Source organism: Natronobacillus azotifigens (assembly GCF_026805325.1).
In the GTDB taxonomy this organism is placed as follows: domain Bacteria; phylum Bacillota; class Bacilli; order Bacillales; family Amphibacillaceae; genus Natronobacillus; species Natronobacillus azotifigens.
Window position 1 is genome coordinate 13,996 of record NZ_JAPRAT010000015.1, and the last position, 20,941, is coordinate 34,936.

A 20,941-nucleotide genomic window follows, 5' to 3' on the forward strand; every position below is an offset into this window, starting at 1 on the left:
GTTTTTACATGTTTACACATTTTTTTACTTATGAATTTTTACAAAATACCTTTTATACGGGATTATTAATTGGTTTCATTGCGCCATTATTAGGTACATTTGTTGTTGTTCGACGACTATCATTAATCGCTGATGCACTATCTCATGTTACACTTGGTGGAATAGCTTTTGGTATGTTACTTGAACGAAGATGGGGAATATTATTCATCACACCATTTTATTCTGGGATGGCTTTTTCCGTAATCGGTGCTGTATTAATTGAGCGGTTACGAAGTCTTTATAAATCATACCAAGAATTGGCGATCCCTATCATTCTATCTGGTGGTGTAGGGCTAAGTGTAATTTTTATTTCTTTAGCAGATGGATTTAATAATGATTTATATAATTATCTATTTGGTTCGGTATCAGCAGTAGGTAGAAGTGATCTTTGGACCATCCTTATCATTAGTATTATTGTTGTTCTAGTGCTGGTCATCTTCTATAAAGAACTATTTATGCTTTCCTTTGATGAAGAGCATGCAGTTGTATCTGGAATTCACGCCAAACGAATTCATTTCTTATTCATTGTATTAACAGCACTTGTTATTTCTGCTTCGATTCGAATTGTTGGTGTTCTTCTAGTATCCGCCCTAATGACTTTACCAGTCGCTGCAAGCATTCGAATTGCGAAGGGATTTAAACAAACAATTATTTTCTCTATTATCTTCGGGGAGTTATCTGTTATCATAGGTCTTGTATCAGGTTATCACCTAGAAATCCCTCCTGGTGGAACCATTGTCTTAACGTCTATTCTTCTATTATTACTTACAACAGGGGCAAAGAAAGTATGGCTAAACTTCATGAGAAAGAAGGCGATCATATGAACGTAAGCGAAGCATTAGCGATTTTAAAAGACGCTGGTTATAAATATACGGACAAACGCGAGGTTATTTTGAACTATTTTGCTAACGAAGATCGATATCGTACGGCAAAAGATTTACTAACACATATGGAACCTAGTTTTGAGGGGATTAGTTTCGATACTATTTATCGTAATTTACATTTATTCGATCAGCTTGGTATTCTAGAATCAACAGAATTAGCTGGAGAAAAACATTACCAAATGCGATGCATGCACCATCATCATCATCATTTTATTTGTAAGGTTTGTGGTGTTACGAAAGAGATTCAATCTTGTCCAATGGAAGATCTTAGTGATGAATTAAAACATTTTATGATTGATGATCACAAATTTGAGATTTATGGTCGTTGTCCAGCATGTATAAGTTAATCATTTAATAAAGTGAAACTTCAATCAGTGGGGGTTTTAGTTATTCCCCCGCTAATTGTTAGTCCTAAAGGATGACCTAAAGGCCTTTGAACCATTCGGGGTGCTAGCGTTCTTTTGTTACAAGATAAGAAGTTTAAAAAATTTACTTTATAGCGATATTTTTAAGGTGCATAACAGTTGGGTCTGATGATTGCATTCCAATAAGTAAAACGACAGATGACCATCAATGGTCATCTGTCGTTTTCGTTTAGCAATCTTTATACATATACTTATTATTTTACGATCAGGACTGGGCAAGGTGCTAATTTAGCAACTTTATGACTAACGCTTCCTAGTACCATCTCTTGTAATGTATTTAAGCCTCTACTTCCAATTACTAAAACTTCGAAATCATTTTCGGCAGCAAATTCTACAAGAGTTAGTGCAGGATCCCCATGTAGTATTTTTACTTCATAGGAGACATGTGCTTGTTGCAATTTCCGTTCTGTTATCAGTAGTTTCTGTTTCCGACTTTCATTCAAATCAAGGGCATTCCATTGATGCGAATCTGAGGATGAGGCAGCTCCATCTACAACATAGGCAATAGTAATCTTTGCATTCGGATTATTCTCGGCAAGGCAAACCGCTTTTTCACTAGCACGTATTGAATATTCAGAACCATCCGAAGCTAATAAAATATGATTAAACATAAGTTCCCCCCTCACTTGATAATTACTTACATTATACCAATTTATACATAGCTTTGTATATGAATATCTACGAAGCTTGAAAGGGGTCATTCATCTTTATTCTCTATTAGCTTTTTTGCTAGAAGATATGGCACCTCTTTATTTTCTTCCCATATTTTCTCATAATATTGTAAAGGGACTGGTTTTGGTCCAATGTATGGGGCAATTTCAATCGTAAAGCTAGGCTTTTTTATCACCATTAAGAACCAATCAGTAAAACCGCCACCACTAGGATTTTCTCCTGGATCAATCAAATCATACCCTGTTTTCTCACTGATTAATTGAGCCAAGTATTGAGCCTCCATTGCGAGGTTTCCTGAACTTTTATATTTCCAAAAAATCTCCTCACCAGAGGAATGGTAAGCCACTGCTAACTCCACTTGTTGCAAGAGAACAAAATGGTAAACCGCTCTCGCTTCTGGTTCAGATAATGGATTTATCCCTTTATAGTTACTAGGAGCTGGTTGCATTGGATTTTCCTGAATCCATTCCCAATCGATTGGATATTGTCTATTTAGATCAACACCTCGACTATTCGCTTTCCATGCTTGAAAATCTAGCTGCCCATCATTCCAACGAATCAATTCATCCTTGTTTTTAAAAGTATCTGGACCGGCTTGCACAATAGTTACGCCATCTGGATTCACCATTGGAATAAACCAGATAGAAACTTCAGCACACAAATTTTGCAGTTCTTGAGCATCAAATACGCTTCTACTACTTCCTACATCACAGTAAGTTTCAATCATATCCATCAACAGTACACTTGTTAACCACTCACGTGCATGATGCGCACCATTAAATAATATTTTTTTATCTCCATGTCCCAAGCGTACCGCATAAATTGGTTTATTTTGTACAGAATAACCGATAATCTCAACAGTTAACCATTCTGGATAACGCTCTTCTAAAACACAGATATCATGCTCGAGTTGATCAAAATTATAGTCTTGTTGCGGTCGAACAATTCGTTCCATAAATCCTCACTCCTCATGCCTTAACGTATGAGCAGAGAAGCCCTAAATATGCATCGATCCTAGATTAATCTTCAGCTAAAGCTCTTTTTGCTAGTAATTGAATTACCATATCATCCATTGGTGGGTTGTGTAAGCCAGCTCGAACATCTCGATAGTATTGTTCAAAACGATATTCTTTTGATAAGCCTCTACCTCCAACAATACGCATTGCTAAGTCTACGACCTCATTTGCGGTATTGGTAGCAATCGTTTTAACTGCAGCCAATTCTGCACCCAATTGTTCTCTTTTTTCAGGCTCTTCATCCCATTTCGTTGCTACTTGATACATGAAACTTCTTGCTTGCATCAATTTTAAATCCATCTCCCCAATCTTCTGTTGAATGTGGGCTACTTCTGCGATCGGTGTATGTAAACTGTTGGGTTGAAAGTTTTTCGCGAAAGTAATCGCATCGTTTCGTGCAGCAATTGCTATCCCTAAATAACATGCCGGGATATGTAGCAACCAACCTTTTGCAGATTTCCTTGCCGTTTGACCGGTACTTAATTCTACTAATAAATTTTGATCAACACGTACTTCGTCAAAAATAACATCGTCACTTCCTGTTCCCCGCATTCCTAGAGTATCCCAGGTTTTCTCTACACGAACTCCTGGTGAGTTACTTGATACTAAAAAAGAGCCAACTGTTTCTTTATCTTCTATATATGCAGAAATAATGTAATAATCAAGGACGCTTGCCATTGTTGCAAATGTCTTCCTACCAGTTAAAAGATAATCATCTCCATCGCGTACTGCTTTTGTTTCTGGAATACCTCCACGAGTCGGACTCCCAGTCGCTGCTTCTGATGCAATTCGATTAACTAGGACTTGATCTGAAGCAACTTGCTTTGCAAACCAATCAAAAACATCGTGATTCCATAAGTGATCTTCACTTAACTCTTTTATAATTCCCAAATGCCACCCTACCGATAATGCGGTTGCACCATCACCAGCTGCTAATCGTTCTTGCACTAACAAAAAATCGTATAATGATAAGGCTTTACCACCATAGGATTCAGCTAACGTTAGGGAAAAGTATTTTTCCTTTCGTAAATCTTCTATGTTCTCTCTTGGTAGACTTGCTGTTTCTTCTGCCATGCCAACCCTTTTTTGCACCTTTTCGGCTAACTTTGCTGTTTTTTCTACAAGGGCTTTCTGTTTTTCATTATTCACGTACATTTGAAACAAATCCATTCCAACACCTCCACTGTTCTACTTGTTATTTTATGCTTTCTTCGAAAAATTCGCAAAAAATACAGATTAAAAAAGTTCGTGAAGTCTCTACATTTTTAAATGAACAAAAAGCTGTTTGTTACAAAATAAGAGAATTTAAAAAATTAGCTTTATGGCGATATTTTTAGCTGTTTTATCTTTAAATAGATACAACAGATTTTCTAGTATAACAGTAGGGTCTGATGGTTGCTTTCCCATAAGTAAAACGCCAGATAACCATTCATGGTCATCTGGCGTTTTACTTATGGGAAAGTGTCACGCTATTGCGTGACATGACAAGTGTTGGCTTGTCACCATCAGCCCCGTACAAAATATAGCTTCTTATTTTTTTTAAAGAAGCGGGTAATTTTCCCGTTTTATCTAATCGTGCTATCAATTTCAAGTCACACTTCTCTCTATTCATATAAATCAAAAAACTCCAACGAGAGTTTCTCGTTTGGAGTTTTTTTAACAGAACAAATATTTACATAAACAATTTTGCAATTTCTTGCTCAAAATCATCTTGACCTTGACGTATTTTGTTAATAGCACTAGTTAGTCGTTCCGATGCTGATTCTGCTTCAGCAATACCTGCTGCTGATTCTTCAGAAACACTTGCAACATTTGTAATCGTGTCATTGATTGATTTCGTATTGTCCAAAACATCATATAAAGATGAGGAAATACCTTGAATTTCATCGCTCATATTGTTAATAATATCCGTTACTTTATTCAATGTCGTTCCTGTTGTTTGAATCTGTTCGGAACCTTCGTTTACCGCTTGATATCCTTTTTCCAATACTTCTACAGCGGATTTGGATTCTTCCTGAATACCATTCGTTGTCGTTGTAATATCATTAATAGAAAGACTTACTTGTTCAGCAAGTTTTCTTACTTCATCAGCAACGACAGCAAATCCTTTACCGTGTTCTCCCGCACGAGCAGCTTCAATTGCAGCATTAAGTGCAAGAAGGTTTGTTTGTTCGGCAACTTCTTGTATAACCACGACTAGTTGAGTGATTTTCAGAGTCATATCATCTAACCCTTTTACTTTGTCCAAAGATTGCTTAATGGTATCATCGATAATGGTCATTTTCTCAATCGATTGATTCATTAATTTGCTGCCTTCGTCTGTTATCGATAACATCGATTTTGAGTCTTCTTTTATGTTTTCTCCATTCATGGCAACAGTCATGATCGTATTGGTAAATTGTTGCATCGTCTCCGTTAATGATGCTGCTGAATTTGCTTGTTCTTCTGCGCCACTTGATATTTCTTGCATCGTATTCGTAATATGCGAACTATTTTCTGCTAGACCATCAACATTTTCTTTTAATACATTTGTTTGTCTATTCATATGATTGGTAAATGTGGAAATGAATTTCTCCATTTCGTGAAATCTATCTTCTGTTTGGTCAAGCAATGTATAGATTGCGTCTACATTATTTGATTTTACGTTGTCATCCGAAGAGGCAATTATCGGATCATTTGTAAGGCTTGCAATTCGATCAGCGATAAGAGTAACATTTTTCGCATTTCTTTTTGCTATCAAATAACCAATCAACAAACTAATTAGTACAACTAGAGCAAATCCAACAATAGCAAATATCGGCAAATCACCAGGTGTTGCCAGTGTAGCTAAACTATAACCAAATACAATCGTATGTAGAACTATAATCACAATTACTCCGAGAAAAATACGTGACTTGAATTTCATTTCATTTGCTCCTTTTCTCAATCTTTCTTATTTAAAAACGCAAAAGAAGGTATTTATATTCTTTTGCGTTTTTTATTAAAAAATTTTGTCAACCGCTTGCTTAATCCGGTCTTGATCGAAAGGTTTTACAATGAAATCTTTCGCTCCAGCCTGAATCGCTTCTAATACCATTTGTTGTTGCCCCATTGCAGAACACATCACAATCGTTGCATTAGGATCATTTTTTTTGATTTCTTTTACTGCTTCTACACCATTCATTTCAGGCATTGTTATATCCATTGTCACCAATTCTGGTTTCAATTCATTGTACAACTCAATTGCTACTTGACCATTTTCTGCTTCCCCTACTACTTCATGCCCTAAAGATTCAAAGATATTTTTTAATTGCATGCGCATAAATGCTGCATCATCTGTTACTAAAACGCGAGCCATTCTTTTTCCCCCTACTACATTTCTTTTTATTTATTTTTCTTCTACTACCTGCTTTACTTCATTAATTTCTTCATAATTTAGAACATAAGAAAGATCTAATAAAAGCAAAAGCCGATCTTCTAACTTTGCCACACCATTTAAGAAGTTTGCATTTACTCCTTTTATTGTTGTTGGTGCAGGCTCAATGATTTCTGAATCAATGTCAATAACATCTGAAGCTGCGTCAACAATAAATCCTACTTGAAGGTCGTCTACTAATGATACAAGCATTCTAGATTGTTCCGTTTTTTCTGCTTGTGGCAAGTGCATCCGTGTTTTCAGGTCAATCACAGGGATGACTTCACCACGTAATTTGGTAATACCTTCAATGAAATCAGAAACATGTGGAAGGGAAACAACTTCTTGCAACCTCTCAATCGAAATAATTTGTTTAATACTAGCACCATATTCTTGTTGATTCAATCGGAAGATAATATACTTATCAGTACTCATATGCAATCTCCTTTTTACTAAAATAGTTATCCATCTTTTCTTTCTTTATCATACCATGTTTCTACTATAATCGACATAGACTAAAAGAGTCTGTCTGAAAAAACATCAATAACTACAAATTTACTTTTTTCTAAATAGTTCGATCGAATTTGACTTATTGATTTAAAAGTAAATGTACTTCTAACAATTTAGTTTCACCATAGTTAATTTTCACTAATAATGCACGTTTAAATCCAGATAATTTCGCATTTCCTTTAAGTACAGTTGGATGTGTGATGTCTGTTTGTATTTCTATTTCTGCTAAATATGTAGACAAGCTACCTGCGATCATATTACCTAATTCTCCTGCAAACGAATCTAACATTTCTTCTGATAAAGGCATTCCAAACATTGCTTCTCCAATTTCATTGAAAAACTTCTCATCAGATTGTAATACAAGTTCCCCTTTTAAGTCTCCAGTGAAGCCAATCATTACCCCAAAGTTGATTGTCAGTGGTGGAGCAATAAGTTCCGGTGAACCAAATGCCGGTTCAAACGGTATAATTTTTTTTACCGTTTGCATTGTACCATTGTAGACCCCTTTAATTATTTCATTGATGTTGTTTTTATCTACTGCTGTCAAATTAATTCTCCTCCCAAATTCAAGCACTCGGATCTCGTTGTCACATTCTATGTGGAACTTAAACCCCTATAATATTTTTCTAGTTATGAATGTGCTACTTCTATTTTCGACATCTTTCTACGAATAATTAAGCATTTTTGACTATTTTTTATAAAGAATAATTTAACTATTTATGAAATCTAATTACTATAGCCTTACTTATTCACCTTGATAAACTACTAAACTGACAGACTCATATCCACATAAGTTAAGAATAGAAGAAAAAAATGCACAGGATCACATGTGATCTGTACATTTTCTCTTCTATTCTATATGTGAAATTAAAACAAACGGTAGTTAATGAAACTACTATTTAAAAACCAATTTTTTTATTATTGTAAAGCAGCAGCTATTTCATGAATCATCTCTGTTACAGAAACGATCCCACCACTTGAAAGATACCAATAATCCGGTGTTAAATACACAATCTGGTCTTCTTCTGCTGCAATTGTTTGATTAATTAAATCATTATCTAGCGTAGAAGAAGCGGTGTGTTCGCCACCTGTTACAGCATTTCGATCCATAACAAACAGATAATGCGGATTCATTTCTGTTACATATTCAAAACTTATGCTTTGACCATGTGTAGCAGATTCAATCCCCTCATCAACTGGTGAAATACCAAACTCATCATGAATAATCCCAAATCGTGAGCCTGGACCAAAAGCACTTAGTGACCCGTCATTCGTCAAAATAATTAAGCCAGGTTCATCCTCAGAAACAAGCGCTTGTAAACTAGCGACACTTTCTGTAATTTCACCTAATGCATCTTCAACCTCGGTTTGTTTAGTGAATATTTCTCCAAGTAGTGTTATATTCGCTTCAAATGATTCTATATATCTAGCTGTGTCCACCCCCATAAATATAGTTGGTGCTAAGTTACTTAACTCTTCATAAGCTTCTTGCGTTCTTCCAGAAATAATGATCAAGTCAGGATCAATATGCGCTAATGTTTCAAAATCAGGTTCAAATAATGTACCCGCATTTTCATATGCATCTGTATCGAATTGAGTTAAGTACTCAGGAATATTTCCTTTTGGTAAAGCGGCAACGTCAACACCCAAGTAATCTAATGTATCTAAAGTTCCAAAGTCAAATACAACCACTTTTTCTGGATTAACCGGTACAGTAGTTGTTCCTAATTCGTGCTCTACGACAACTTCTGTAGCTACCTCTTCGTCTTGATTGTTCTGAGCTTCTTGTTGATTCTCAGTGGCATCTTGTGTACCAGTCGTTTCCTCTGTATCGTCTGCTCCACAAGCAACTGTAAATATTGCTACAGCGAATAATAACAACAATAATATTAACTTCTTCATCTATAGTTCCCCTTTGTAATATATTTTTATTTAAATAGATAGTAATGCTCGTTTATCCTGTTTCCCCTTTACTACTTATTAATTGGGCCCAGTAGCATTAGAGGATTATTGATAAAGAAACAGTTATTATCTTGTTTAAACCATTAGTCATTTGTTTCAAGAAAAATATAAACAAATACGGCATTGATCAATATCCTGTATTTGGATATCCATATCGTAAACTTCTTTTAGGACACCATTATTAATGATTTCTTTTGTTGCTCCCTTTTTAACGATTTTTCCATCTTTTAGTGCAACAATAAAATCTGAATAGACAGAAGCAAAGTTGACGTCATGCAGTACAATCACAACAGTTTTCCCTAATTCATCAACCAACCTTCGTAACACCTTCATAATTTGAACAGAATGTTTCATATCGAGATTATTCAATGGTTCATCTAATAAAATATAATCAGTATCTTGTGCGATAACCATCGCAATGTGAGCGCGTTGTTTTTGTCCCCCACTTAATTGATCGAGAAACTTATTTGCCATATCTTTCAATTCCATGTATGCCAAGGCGCTATCAATCATCTTTTCATCTAATTCCGTTAAGCGTCCTTGAGAATAAGGAAAGCGACCGAAACTAACCAATTGACGTACAGTCAAGCGAACATTAATATGATTTGATTGTTTTAAAATGGAAAGTTTTTTTGCCAACTCTTTATTTTTCGTTTGGCTAACCTCCTGATCATCAATGAGAACCTCACCATGATCTTTTGCAATTAAACGACTTATAATCGATAATAAAGTGCTCTTACCTGCTCCATTCGGGCCAATAAAAGATGTAATTTTACCTTTCGGAATATCCATAGAAACATGATCAACAACCATCGTTTCGCCATACTTTTTTGCTATTTCTTTGATCTTTACCATGTTCTATTCTCCTTTAAAATTAAGTATAAAAAGTAAATACCACCAATTAAATTGATGATGACACTTAACGCCGTTTCAAATGTAAAAATGCGATCAACGACGAGTTGCCCGCCAACTAAGGCGATGACGCTGACAACGATCCCACCGGTTAACAATGTTGAATGTCGGTATGTTTTAAATAGCTCATACGCTACATTTGCAACCAATATTCCTAAGAACATAATTGGACCTACTAATGCGGTTGAAACAGATATCAAAATGGCTACAATAACCATTAATCGTCTAACCAAGTACTCATAATCAACACCTAAATTAATTGCGTGTTCTTTTCCTAACGACAGTACATCTAAGTATTTAAAAAACTTAGAAAAATATACCAATGTGATCACTAAGATCGTGACAGCCAAATATAAAATGTCTGTATTGACGTTATTAAAGCTGGCAAACATACGGTTTTGAACAATCATAAACTCATTTGGATCAATCAGTACTTGCATAAAAGAGGATAAGCTTTGAAAAAACGTTCCGAATATAAGTCCAATTAATAGAAGAAAATAAACATTATGTCCTTTTCGAAACAAAATATGAAATAGCACCAAAGCAAATCCAATCATCAATCCTACCGAAATAAAGAAATTTATATTTTGATCTGTTGCGGATAAGCTTGTTGATCCATAGAAGAAAATGATAAATGTTTGAATCAACAAATATAAAGAGTCTAATCCTATTAAACTAGGTGTTAAAATTCGATTATTCGTAATCGTTTGAAAAACAATCGTTGAAACTGCAATGACTGCCCCAGTAATAACAATAGCTAAGATTCTTGTTGCTCTTCTCGGTAAAATGTAGCCCCAGTTTCCTGGAATGCCTACAAATAAATAAACGGAAATAAGGAGAATCGCAAAAATAATCAATAGGCTAATAATTTTTCGATTATTCATAAGCACCTCTCCTCATCACAAGGTAAAGGAAAAGAAAACTACCAATCACACCTACCATGACACCTATCGCAATTTCATAAGGGAAAATAATGATTCTCCCTAAGATGTCACAAGCTAGCAAAAATATAGCGCCGAGCATTGCCGTATGTGGTAGACTGCTTTTCAAATGATCGCCTCGATAAATTGAAACAAGGTTTGGGACAATCAAACCGAGAAATGGTATCATACCAATGGTTAAAATTACAACTGAACTAATTAATGCCACAATAATCAAACCAATATTGACAACAACTTTATAATTTAATCCTAGGTTTGTTGAAAAATCCTCTCCCATGCCAGCAATCGTAAAACGGTCTGCAAATATGTAAGCTAGAATAACGAGTGGTACACTAATATAAAGCAATTCATATCTTCCTTGAAGAATTAATGCAAAATTTCCTTGTAACCAAGAAGACATGTTTTGAATTAAATCGTTTTGATAAGCGAAAAAGGTTGTAATTGAATTAATAATACTGCCAAACATCAAACCAACTAATGGAATGAAGATTGGATCTTTAAATTTTACCTTGTCTAATATTTTCATAAAAACAAAGGTTCCTAACAAGGCGAAAACAAAAGCAACCAGCATCCTCTGTATTGGTGTTGCAGATGAAAACAGCATGAGAGCTACCAAGATTCCGAATCGAGCAGAATCCATTGTTCCAGCTGTGGTTGGCGATACAAACTTATTTCGGCTCAGTTGCTGCATAATAAGACCACTAATACTCAATCCTACTCCAGCGATAATTATACTAATTAACCGAGGGATTCGACTGATCATAATGATTTGCAGTTGTCGCTCGGTTAAGTGAAATATCTCACTTGGTTCGAGAGGAACAACACCGATAAATAATGAAATAACAGATAGAACAAAGAGCATACCAATTAAGTATCTTATTTTCATAAAAAAATCCTTTAACATTAAATTTATGATAATGATATTCATTATCAATTAGATATTGATTATTTTATCACTTGAAGAAAACTTGTCAATAGTTTTTTGTTTTTAGCAAAAAAAGTTTGTTAAGTTTGTTATTACCTGTGTTAGAATGTTATCATGATATAGCTTGATCTACTTATCAAGGATAGATCATTTCATGAATTTATAATAAGGAGTCGATAGGAATGGATGCATATCAAGCATATATGAGAGAAGTCTCACAACCAATGCGAACAGAATTAACAGAAAAGGGATTTTTGGAGTTGACTACTGCTGAAGAAGTGGAAGCATTTATGTCTGAAGCAAAAGGCACAACAATTGTGCTAGTGAATTCTGTCTGTGGCTGTGCTGGTGGTTTAGCTCGTCCAGCTGTTATTCATGCATTAAATGAAGTAAAGCCTGATCATTTAGTAACTGTATTTGCAGGACAAGATAAAGAAGCAACGGAAAAAATGCGTGAATATTTTGTTGACATTGCGCCATCTTCGCCATCCATCGCTATTTTAGAAAATAACACTGTGAAACATTTTATTCCGAGAGAATCAATTGAAGGTGCCGATGTCGAAACTGTCGTAAATCATATCTTAACTGGTTTTCAAGTATAAGCGGTAATATGTTTAATTGCTTATAGTATAAGAATCGTATTGTCGTTGCGGTTGAAGCATAATGTAAAAAGAAGGCTAAACTTTTCAAGTGTTTAGCCTTCTTTATTTTATTTTACGTTAATCAAAAGAGAATGATCAAAGAAATACAAATACTTCCCTTTGACAGGTTGTCGCCAAATTTCTTCGATAGCTTTTGCATATAGATTGAGCTGAACCTGATAGCGTTCGCGAAGCTTATGGATTTGTTCTTGATTGGCCGCAGCTGGAACGCGATCTGTTTTATAATCAATTAGAATCCATCCATCCTCATAGGGCACTAATAAGTCAATTACCCCTTGAATAAAGACTTTTTCCTGCTCACTTGTTTCCCAATCAGGATAAACCGTATTGGCGGGAACCGTTAAGCTAAACGGGACTTCTCGTTCCACATCTTCTACTTCAAGTAGATAACGTCCAACATCCGTTTGGAAAAATTGTTCAATCGAATCATTATGAATATGATCTGCCTGTTCTTGGGTAAGAATTTCTCTCGTTACAAGACTTTGCACATACTCCTGTAATGCAGGTGTTTTCCATGCCTTAGTTAAAGGAAGATGCTGCATTACGGTATGCATGGCTGTTCCGATTTCAGCCGCACTTAATCTTTTTTCCTTTTGCATGAAGTTTGGCCGTTTTACGATCGGGGCATGAAAGGTCTGGACTAGTCGATCATCACTATAGGCATCCTTTTCAGCTAATTGCCTTTTTAATTCTGTGACCGTTTGTTTGGCGCGAGCATTGGCCGCTTGTTGATGAGCATAGGTGAAAGTTAAACGTTCGTTAACCAACCGATCGAAGTGCCCATCCGTCTCTTGAATCACTTGCCAATCTCTTATTTTCTCCCCAATATCTATTTTCATATCTTCGTCTGTTTGTTCAACATTTTGATACATTTGTGCATGTTCTAGTTTTATCGACCATTTGGATGGGTCGTCATGTATATCAGTCAAAATTGTGGAAAGCTCTTCTGTTCGTAAAGAAACTCCAGATGAATGGCGTATGACACTCGCCCCGATCCAATCTAGATATGTATTCATATCTAGTCGGTATTGCGCTGGTAAAACCCAATCTTGATGATCAAGAATCTCTTGCCACTTTGCTTGTTTTTTCTCAAACGAAGATACTGTTCCAATCATGACCAACTTTTCTTTCGCCCGTGTTAATGCTACGTATAACACACGCATTTCTTCAGCCCACATCTCTCTTTGCATTTGCTGTTTCAATGCATGATAAAATAAAGTTGGGTACATGATTCGATTATTCGGATCAACATATTTACTACCAAAACCTAAGTCTTTATGAAGTAGATAACGTTGACGTAAGTCTTGTTGATTAAATTGTTTATCCAATGCCCCTAGAATAACAATCGGAAATTCAAGACCTTTACTTTTATGAATCGTCATAATACGAACGACATCTTCTTGTTCTCCTAGTGCTCTCGCTGCACCTAGATCTTCTCCGCGCTCTTCCATTCGTTCAATCATACGCAGGAAACGAAATAACCCACGAAAAGATGTTTCTTCATAACCACGAGCACGATCATATAAAGCTCGTAGATTAGCTTGTCGTTGTCTACCGCCTGGAATTCCTCCAACAAAATCATAATATCCTGTTTCACGATAGATTTGCCAAATAAGTTCTGCCAATCCTCCTTGACGAGCTTTTTTTCGCCAATTCTGTAATTGTCGTAAAAACTTACTCACCCTTGCCTGTTTTTTCTTGTCCGTTGTTTCTATTTCAAACGTTTGTAATGCTTGATAGTAACTCGTTCGTTTATTCGTTAAGCGGATTTGCGCCAAATCTTCTTCATCTAACCCGACAATTGGTGAGCGCAATACACTTGCTAATGGAATATCCTGCTTTGGATTATCAATTACTTTAAGTAAACTGATCATGACTTTAATCTCAATGGCTTCTAGATATCCTGTGGCTAGCTCTGCATAGACAGGAATACCTTGTTGTTTCAATTCCTCCATAATCGTTGGTGCCCACGTCATCGAACGGAGTAAAATAACAATGTCTCGATATTGTACAGGTCGATTCATCCCTGTTTCCTTATCCATGATTTGAGTAGCTTCTGCTTGGTCATTTCCAATCCAATATTTGATTCGTTTTGCATAGGCACGCGCTTCAATTTGTGCCTTGGCAAGATCTGCTTGTGTCTCTTCATTATCTGGTTCTTCATCTGTTTCTTCTGCTTGATCTGATCGATCAATAATCACTAATTCTGCTTCTGCATCTAGCTTTTTCACTTGATCATATGTCACATTTCCGTAAACCAATTCGGCAGCTTCATCATAGACAAGCTCTCCAACGGATTCATCCAATAGTTGTCGAAAAATAAAATTGGTTGCTTGTAACACTTCTTTTCGACTGCGAAAATTCCGCGCCAAATCAATTCTATGGCCTAATATAGGATCCTTGTGAAATTTTTTGTATTTTTCAATAAAAAGAGAGGGCTCAGCATGTCTAAACCGATAAATACTCTGTTTTACATCCCCAACCATAAATAAATTACCTGGTTGATCTTTTGTCACCAAAGATAGGATGGTTTCCTGAACTAAATTCGTATCTTGATATTCATCCATTAATACTTCTGCATACTTCTCTTTTAACGCTTCAGCAACGGGGGATGGCTTGATGTTGTCTGCTGTAGCATCATCGGCTAGTAAAATGGCGAGTACATAATGCTCTAAATCAGCAAAATCAACTAATGCTTTTTCCTTCTTCAGTTGGCTATACTTTTGCTTGAACTCCTTCACAATCAAAACAAGTTGTTTAATGGTAGGGTAAAGTGCATGAATATCAGAAAGATACGAAGATAATTCCCTAGCAAACCATTGTTCTGCAAGACTATTCCAACGTTTCTTCACTTTGTTGCGAATTGCTTTTACTTTTTCTTTTTTATTTTCATCACAGTCTATTTTTTTTCGAGACAAAGCCTTAAACTTCCCTGTTATTAATACATTCCGAAGCGAATCCCATCCAAAAGCAAGCTGTGCTTTTGCTTCTTGAAGCATCTCAAAATCACTATCCAATGCTTCAGCATAATGATACGGACCATCGCTTTCTTTCGTTAGTTGAAGCGCTTGTGACAGTTCATTTTCGATTGCTTCCAATTGGCTTCTTACATCATCTTTTAAGATCGACAACCACGAAATCGATGCTTCATCCGTTTCTGGAGCGATCTGATACCTTTCTGCAACTTGATCAAGCCAAGCTTCTGGCCATGGATTTTGCATGGCGAAATCATACAATTTTAATACTAATGTCTCAACATCCTGATCACTACGATCATTAGAGAAGCGATCGACAACAGAAAAAAATCTTTCTTGATCTTCTGTATCTTTCCCATACCAAGTCTCAAATAAATCTTCCATCACTTCTTGCCTCAATAAATCTGCCTCGATATCATCAGCAATCCGAAATCCGGGATCAATATCCAACAGATAAGCATGACGACGAATTAAATCCATACAAAAAGAGTGTAAAGTGGAAATTGATGCTTGTTGTAACAACGTTAATTGTTTCTTCAAATGAAGGGAATCAGGGTTTTCTTCTAATGCACGTTCCAATGCAGCAGCAACTCGATTTCGCATTTCTTGTGCTGCAGCATTGGTAAATGTTGCAACGAGTAATGCATCAATATCTACTGGATCTTGTTGATTTAATACCTTTTGGATGATTCGTTCTACCAATACAGCCGTCTTCCCAGAACCTGCTGCAGCCGCAACTAGCGTATTGTTCCCTTTTGTATAAATGGCTTCTGTTTGTTGGTCTGTCCACTGTGGCATTATTCCCCCTCCTGTTCAAATATTTTTGCAAGAACTTGATCATCTTTCATTTCTTGCAATCTACGATAATTATTTTCTGGTAGTGTCGTATCGAATTGACATACAGAGCGGAAAGAACAGAAAGTACAGGCTGTTTGTTGATCTTTTTGAAATGGATTTAACGTAACAGCACCTTCGCTTATGTTCACGCCCGCTTCTGTAATAACACTTCGGACATATTCTTGTAATTGACTAAATGTTTCGTTTGTAGCAATTTGAGATCCACTACGAAATGAGCCATCTTTTTTCAATCCCGCGGGAACAACAGGACTCATACCAGTTTCTAAGTCTGTATCCATCATTTGAACAACCTGTTCATCTTTAAGTAACAATCCTTGCATCTTATATTTCTTAAATAATTTTTCTTCTATCTCGTTAGGATGCAAAGCATGCGATTCCGATAAAATAGGATCGTGCACATGAAAATATAACACTCCAGCTGGCGTAGCTTGTACACCTAACCATTTCTCTGAATTGGATAGAAGTACATCGAGGTATGTCAACATTTGTAGTGCTAACCCATAATATACTTCCACTAAGTTCAAGCCTTTTGCACTTGATTTGTAATCAATAATTCTCAAATACAGTTGATCTTGTAATTTCGCCTGATCCACTCGATCAATACGACCTCGTAAAATAAGATCATAACCATTCGGCAAGGAAAGTTTGACGGGATCAAGCTCGCTATTTGGCAATCCAAACCCTAGCTCCATCCCGATTGGAGCAAAGTTACTTTTTCTTGATTGCTCACTAAGAACATAAGTAGCTCTGGCAATAATTTGTTCTAGCTTTTTTTTCATATATTGAAAACGATTGGAGCTATGCAATATTTGATGCTGTAAAACGGGAGCTAAACGGTGCATTGCTCGAGCCGCATACTCCTTGGCAGTTTCTTGATTAATATCTTGAAACGTGCGTTGATCTACTTGAATCCACTCTGTTATCTGTTTCAACGCTTCATGGAATAACTGTCCAATATCTGGCGCATCTAATTTATACGTACTTCGTTCCTTCAACCCTAAACTATATTGTGCGAAATGCTGATAAGAACAACGATGATACATTTCCAACCGAGAAACACTCGCCTGAATCTCTTTTGGATATAGTTTTCTCGTTGTTTGTTCCGAGAGGTTGCTCGGCTTATTTTGATAAAACAAACTCTCTAATACTGTTTTTGCTTTCTTATTTTCATGATCATGATCATGAATGACAAACCAATTAAAAACACTCCACCAAATTGGATCAATTGGATAAGCTCGTTGATATTTTGCAAGTTGTGCTGTTAAAGCGCCTAAAGTTTTTGTTGGTGTCGTTACGAAACGTTCTGCCTCCATCATTTCTTCTGGATCTTGTAACAAGAGTTCTGATCGTTTCTTTGAAAATAAATCAGCTATGCGTTTGATGATTGATGCAGGAATTTTCGCTTTTCCTTCTGAATCACTAAGCGGGTAGCTCATCCAAAGTTGCTCTTGGGCAACGGTACATGCTAGATAAACATAAAACCAATCATCTACAAGCTGTTGCTTTTCCCCTTCCGCAAGCTCTATCCCGGATTGCTGAAGACGGAGCCGATCTTCTTCAGAAAGGACACCATCAATCTTCGGCTTCATTGGCCAAGATCCTTCATTCACACCGAGTAATAAGGCAACTTTTACATTGCTAACCCGGGAACGATCAATCGTACCAACAACTACATGATCTAAGCTTGGTGGCACATGAGCAAATTTTAATGTTTCAAAACCAGTTTCTAAGCTTTGTTGAAATAACTGCGTTGATAGATTCTCAGTTCCGATCATTTCTACCATTTCATCTAGCAATTGAATTACGGCATTCCATACTTGTTCTTGCTCGCGTGCTTGTTCCAATTCACCAGATTCATCCAAATCTATTTGTAATTGTTCTAATTTTTCCGCTAGCCCTAACTGCTCTAGCCATGTATATAGTACGGTCGCCTTCTCACGAACTGTTGTTGCCTCACGAATCATGCTGTCAAAAGGTGCAATGGCTTCGACAACTTGCTCCCGGTAGTGATTCACCTTATTTTGCATCGTTCTTTCTTCATCTGTTTGAACCGTATGATCAAAACCTCTAAACCGTTGAAAAATCCACGGTTTTTCATCCATCCATTGCTTGCGTCCACGAATTCCATATTCTAAAACATAGTTTTCTAACGTATCAATAGCATCTTGGTCTAGCGGATCTTCCTCAGCCTTTACTGGAATCAATCCTGTTTTTAACAATCGGAAAATGGCGTCGTAGCGCCAATTCCCCAGGACAACATCAAAAGCAGATCGGATCAACTCAATAAATGGATGATGTAACATTGTCCTTTTTTCATCAATAAAAACAGGAATTTGATAATCACGAAAAATTGTTTGAATTAGATCATGATAGATTTCAGTTTGTCTAATTAAAACGACAATATCTTGATAGCGATAGTCTTCTTCTCGTACCTTCCGTAAAATCTCTTGCGCTGCCCCCTCCACTTCTGCACGTGGGTGAACAGCCTGAGCGATTTGAATCGGAGCTTCTTGTTGATATACTGGCGCTGGTCGGACGTCAAAATATTTCTCTAAATGAGCAAAGTGTGGCTGAACCTTCTCTGCTACCAACGCTTCATTCTTTGTGGCCATCCCTTTCTCTTTAGCTATTTCCTTAATTTTTTTATACGTTTGTTTCGTCTGATTAAATAAGTCAAACCCTGATGAAAGCTCACTATTGGTTGGATCGATCGTCAAGGAAACAGTCATTTTTTCCGCCTTATCCATTAAGGTAGAGATTACATCTTGCTCTTGAGGTGTAAACCGATGAAACCCATCCAAATAGATTTCCGCTCCGTCTAAATATGTTGAGTCGGGAATTTTTTTTGCTAATAAAGCAAGTCGATCTTCTCCATCCATATACTGATCCTTTAATGCTTCCGAAGTCATTTGATAAATATAATGAAGATCGAGCAACTTATTTTTTAGCGTCTCTTCATTTCGTGATAACTTTTCTGCATTTTCTAGCTGATCAATTTGCTGTGCTAATAAATCCGGTGTAATTCGATATCGCTTAAATTCAGTGATCATTGCTTCCATTTGGGCAATGAATCCTTGTTTCTCCATCGATTTCTGAAACATGTTCCAATCAGTTTTTTTCTCTTCTATAATTTTTCGAAGTAACATCTGCACACCAGTTGAGCTAACAAATTGCTTAGTTACGCCTCCTTGTTCTTGTAAAATTCTCAAGGCTAAACGAGAAAAACTAAGGACTTGTGCTCGGATACTCCCATGCACATCAGTGCCTTTTAATAGTTGGTATTCTTGTTGAAATGTCATTTGATCTGGGACGAGATAAATAATTGGTCGTCCTTGTGGTTGTTGTATTAATTTCTGTTTTATTTCATCTAAGCAGACATTGCTTTTGGAGGTTGTTGCATTTCCTAATAAAAAACGAATGGTCATCGGTTTCTCCCCTATCCCTTGATTGGATCGATTGTTTGTTCGCTTCTTTTATTTTAACATATTTTTAGTGTATTAAGCTTTAACAAACACACACCATACATTGTTGCTCACCCTCCTATTGAGTAGCATTGTTGAGACAAACTGGTGTGGTAAATGATTTTTTCACTTTAATGATATTTACGTGAGGGTGGGCATCAAGAAATACTGTAACATCATAAGGTATGCTTTCGCCTAGGTTGGGCACGAAAAAGATCTGTAACCTCCTCGAAACGACCACTTACGCTTAAGTTCAGACTGGAAAATAGCTCTAACCTCGTCAAGATAGCCGATCTTGCCTAGGTTGAGGGCGAAAAATACGCTAACCTCGTCAAGATGCCTAATCTTGCCTAGGTTGAGGCTGAAAAATGATGCTAACCTCTTCAAGATAGCCGATCTTGCCTAGGTTCAAGGCAAAAAATACTACAACCTCATAGGAATGCTCACTTAAACTTAGAATCGCTACCCCACAGTTTATTGATAATGTCTGGGTTGGTTTGCTTTCATTAGAAAAAACTATGGCTTGTAACGATCGAGTTACGAGAGCCATAGTTTTCTAACAAACTTTACTATTTCACCTGACTTTTTCATCAGGTAAATCAATTTCTCCTTTTTCATGTAGACGTTTTTCAATGTGTTTTCCGATTAACCAAAAAACGGACATCCCTATTACTACAAATACGGTTCGCATTGGATGCTCTGCAAAAGAAACAATGCTGCTACCAACATAAGCAAGAGAAAAAATCATCACCGTTTTTCCTAATAAAATAGCTAAGCCAAATTGATATAGACTAATTTTAGATAATGCTGCCACCAGATTAATAACTGACGATGGAGAAAAAGGAAAACACAACAATATAAATAACGGACCAAAACCGTGCCGTTCAAGCCAATTTGTTACGCGTTTTACATGTTTATTACGATGAATCCAACGAAAAAGTGCAAGATTTCGTAATCGGCGGATGATCATAAAAACAACGATAGAACCTACACTTTCTCCAATCCAAGAATAAAGAAATCCACGCAATAAACCATAAGCTGCCGCGTTTGTCATCACAATAACGGTCAACGGCAAAAAAGGTAAAAAAGTTTCAATAAAAGGTAATAAAATGCCGGGTAACGGGCCAAAGCCTTCATACATGTCCAGAATCCGTTCAATCAGAACATCGTATTGACTTGTATCAATTAACTCACGTATTTGCTCGACTGTTAGATTATTCTCTTTGGCAATACTCATATCGTTGCACCTCACCATCTGTTCCGGCATTTTTCATCATTCACTTATTTCTAGTATTGATTAATTAA

At 36.5% G+C, this 20,941-nt stretch carries 17 protein-coding genes; 3 read left to right on the forward strand and 14 right to left on the reverse strand.

Annotation, left to right across the window (positions count from 1 at the left end):
• Positions 1-8: 8 nt before the first annotated feature.
• Positions 9-863 carry a metal ABC transporter permease gene (locus OWO01_RS08625; RefSeq protein ID WP_268780048.1) on the forward strand — a complete coding sequence of 285 codons (855 nt, stop codon included), beginning with the start codon at positions 9-11 and terminating at the stop codon, positions 861-863.
• Entirely contained in the window at positions 860-1,270 is a 411-nt protein-coding gene (locus OWO01_RS08630) for a Fur family transcriptional regulator (protein WP_268780109.1), read from the forward strand. The genes OWO01_RS08625 and OWO01_RS08630 overlap by 4 nt, the downstream gene beginning before the upstream one ends.
• 272 nt (positions 1,271-1,542) lie before the next feature.
• Here the strand turns inward: OWO01_RS08630 and OWO01_RS08635 are convergent, their stop codons facing one another.
• The 11 genes from OWO01_RS08635 to OWO01_RS08685 all read right to left on the reverse strand — a co-directional run bounded on the left by OWO01_RS08635 (position 1,543) and on the right by OWO01_RS08685 (position 11,641).
• Positions 1,543-1,959 (reverse strand): universal stress protein, encoded by a 417-nt coding sequence (locus OWO01_RS08635; RefSeq protein WP_268780049.1) that lies wholly within the window; start codon positions 1,957-1,959, stop codon positions 1,543-1,545.
• Positions 1,960-2,045: 86 nt separating this feature from the next.
• Entirely contained in the window at positions 2,046-2,975 is a 930-nt protein-coding gene (locus OWO01_RS08640) for a M14 family metallopeptidase (protein WP_268780050.1), read from the reverse strand.
• 64 nt (positions 2,976-3,039) lie between these two features.
• Positions 3,040-4,206, reverse strand: a complete 1,167-nt coding sequence (locus tag OWO01_RS08645) for an acyl-CoA dehydrogenase family protein (protein WP_268780051.1) — start codon at positions 4,204-4,206, stop codon at positions 3,040-3,042.
• A 502-nt stretch (positions 4,207-4,708) separates the two neighbouring features.
• A complete protein-coding gene (locus OWO01_RS08650; protein WP_268780052.1) occupies positions 4,709-5,941 on the reverse strand; it encodes a methyl-accepting chemotaxis protein in 1,233 nt (410 codons plus the stop codon).
• 75 nt (positions 5,942-6,016) lie between these two features.
• A complete protein-coding gene (locus tag OWO01_RS08655; protein ID WP_268780053.1) occupies positions 6,017-6,373 on the reverse strand; it encodes a response regulator in 357 nt (118 codons plus the stop codon).
• Between the two features lie 30 nt (positions 6,374-6,403).
• Positions 6,404-6,865 (reverse strand): chemotaxis protein CheW, encoded by a 462-nt coding sequence (locus OWO01_RS08660; protein ID WP_268780054.1) that lies wholly within the window; start codon positions 6,863-6,865, stop codon positions 6,404-6,406.
• A 154-nt stretch (positions 6,866-7,019) separates the two neighbouring features.
• Positions 7,020-7,487 carry a chemotaxis protein CheX gene (locus tag OWO01_RS08665; protein WP_268780055.1) on the reverse strand — a complete coding sequence of 156 codons (468 nt, stop codon included), beginning with the start codon at positions 7,485-7,487 and terminating at the stop codon, positions 7,020-7,022.
• Between the two features lie 371 nt (positions 7,488-7,858).
• The gene (locus OWO01_RS08670; RefSeq protein ID WP_268780056.1) at positions 7,859-8,842 is read right to left on the reverse strand and encodes a siderophore ABC transporter substrate-binding protein; all 984 of its coding nucleotides are present in this window, start codon (positions 8,840-8,842) and stop codon (positions 7,859-7,861) included.
• Positions 8,843-8,998: 156 nt separating this feature from the next.
• Entirely contained in the window at positions 8,999-9,757 is a 759-nt protein-coding gene (locus OWO01_RS08675) for an iron ABC transporter ATP-binding protein (protein WP_268780057.1), read from the reverse strand.
• Positions 9,751-10,698, reverse strand: a complete 948-nt coding sequence (locus OWO01_RS08680) for an iron chelate uptake ABC transporter family permease subunit (protein ID WP_268780058.1) — start codon at positions 10,696-10,698, stop codon at positions 9,751-9,753. The genes OWO01_RS08675 and OWO01_RS08680 overlap by 7 nt, the downstream gene beginning before the upstream one ends.
• Complete coding sequence (locus OWO01_RS08685) at positions 10,691-11,641, reverse strand: ABC transporter permease (RefSeq protein ID WP_268780059.1); 951 nt, start codon at positions 11,639-11,641, stop codon at positions 10,691-10,693. Before OWO01_RS08685 ends, OWO01_RS08680 begins: the two co-directional genes overlap by 8 nt.
• 221 nt (positions 11,642-11,862) lie before the next feature.
• On the opposite strand from OWO01_RS08685, the gene OWO01_RS08690 reads away from it, so the two are divergent.
• Complete coding sequence (locus tag OWO01_RS08690; RefSeq protein ID WP_272506077.1) at positions 11,863-12,282, forward strand: BrxA/BrxB family bacilliredoxin; 420 nt, start codon at positions 11,863-11,865, stop codon at positions 12,280-12,282.
• A 107-nt stretch (positions 12,283-12,389) separates the two neighbouring features.
• Here the strand turns inward: OWO01_RS08690 and addA are convergent, their stop codons facing one another.
• From addA to OWO01_RS08705, 3 genes are all read right to left on the reverse strand, one after another.
• Complete coding sequence (gene addA, locus OWO01_RS08695) at positions 12,390-16,115, reverse strand: helicase-exonuclease AddAB subunit AddA (protein ID WP_268780060.1); 3,726 nt, start codon at positions 16,113-16,115, stop codon at positions 12,390-12,392.
• Positions 16,115-19,600, reverse strand: a complete 3,486-nt coding sequence (gene addB / locus OWO01_RS08700; protein ID WP_268780061.1) for a helicase-exonuclease AddAB subunit AddB — start codon at positions 19,598-19,600, stop codon at positions 16,115-16,117. The genes addA and addB overlap by 1 nt, the downstream gene beginning before the upstream one ends.
• Positions 19,601-20,210: 610 nt before the next feature.
• Positions 20,211-20,873 (reverse strand): TVP38/TMEM64 family protein, encoded by a 663-nt coding sequence (locus tag OWO01_RS08705; RefSeq protein WP_268780062.1) that lies wholly within the window; start codon positions 20,871-20,873, stop codon positions 20,211-20,213.
• Between the last annotated feature and the right edge of the window lie 68 nt (positions 20,874-20,941).

Excerpts from the sequence above, each read along its gene's own strand:
- OWO01_RS08675 (WP_268780057.1), bottom strand. The coding sequence starts at position 9,757 with ATGGTAAAGATCAAAGAAATAGCAAAAAAGTATGGCGAAACGATGGTT.
- OWO01_RS08660 (WP_268780054.1), bottom strand. The coding sequence starts at position 6,865 with ATGAGTACTGATAAGTATATTATCTTCCGATTGAATCAACAAGAATAT.
- OWO01_RS08630 (WP_268780109.1), top strand. The coding sequence starts at position 860 with ATGAACGTAAGCGAAGCATTAGCGATTTTAAAAGACGCTGGTTATAAA.
- OWO01_RS08705 (WP_268780062.1), bottom strand. The coding sequence starts at position 20,873 with ATGAGTATTGCCAAAGAGAATAATCTAACAGTCGAGCAAATACGTGAG.
- OWO01_RS08650 (WP_268780052.1), bottom strand. The coding sequence starts at position 5,941 with ATGAAATTCAAGTCACGTATTTTTCTCGGAGTAATTGTGATTATAGTT.
- OWO01_RS08635 (WP_268780049.1), bottom strand. The coding sequence starts at position 1,959 with ATGTTTAATCATATTTTATTAGCTTCGGATGGTTCTGAATATTCAATA.
- OWO01_RS08655 (WP_268780053.1), bottom strand. The coding sequence starts at position 6,373 with ATGGCTCGCGTTTTAGTAACAGATGATGCAGCATTTATGCGCATGCAA.
- OWO01_RS08685 (WP_268780059.1), bottom strand. The coding sequence starts at position 11,641 with ATGAAAATAAGATACTTAATTGGTATGCTCTTTGTTCTATCTGTTATT.
- addB (WP_268780061.1), bottom strand. The coding sequence starts at position 19,600 with ATGACCATTCGTTTTTTATTAGGAAATGCAACAACCTCCAAAAGCAAT.
- OWO01_RS08670 (WP_268780056.1), bottom strand. The coding sequence starts at position 8,842 with ATGAAGAAGTTAATATTATTGTTGTTATTATTCGCTGTAGCAATATTT.
- OWO01_RS08645 (WP_268780051.1), bottom strand. The coding sequence starts at position 4,206 with ATGGATTTGTTTCAAATGTACGTGAATAATGAAAAACAGAAAGCCCTT.
- addA (WP_268780060.1), bottom strand. The coding sequence starts at position 16,115 with ATGCCACAGTGGACAGACCAACAAACAGAAGCCATTTATACAAAAGGG.
- OWO01_RS08625 (WP_268780048.1), top strand. The coding sequence starts at position 9 with ATGTTTACACATTTTTTTACTTATGAATTTTTACAAAATACCTTTTAT.
- OWO01_RS08680 (WP_268780058.1), bottom strand. The coding sequence starts at position 10,698 with ATGAATAATCGAAAAATTATTAGCCTATTGATTATTTTTGCGATTCTC.
- OWO01_RS08690 (WP_272506077.1), top strand. The coding sequence starts at position 11,863 with ATGGATGCATATCAAGCATATATGAGAGAAGTCTCACAACCAATGCGA.
- OWO01_RS08640 (WP_268780050.1), bottom strand. The coding sequence starts at position 2,975 with ATGGAACGAATTGTTCGACCGCAACAAGACTATAATTTTGATCAACTC.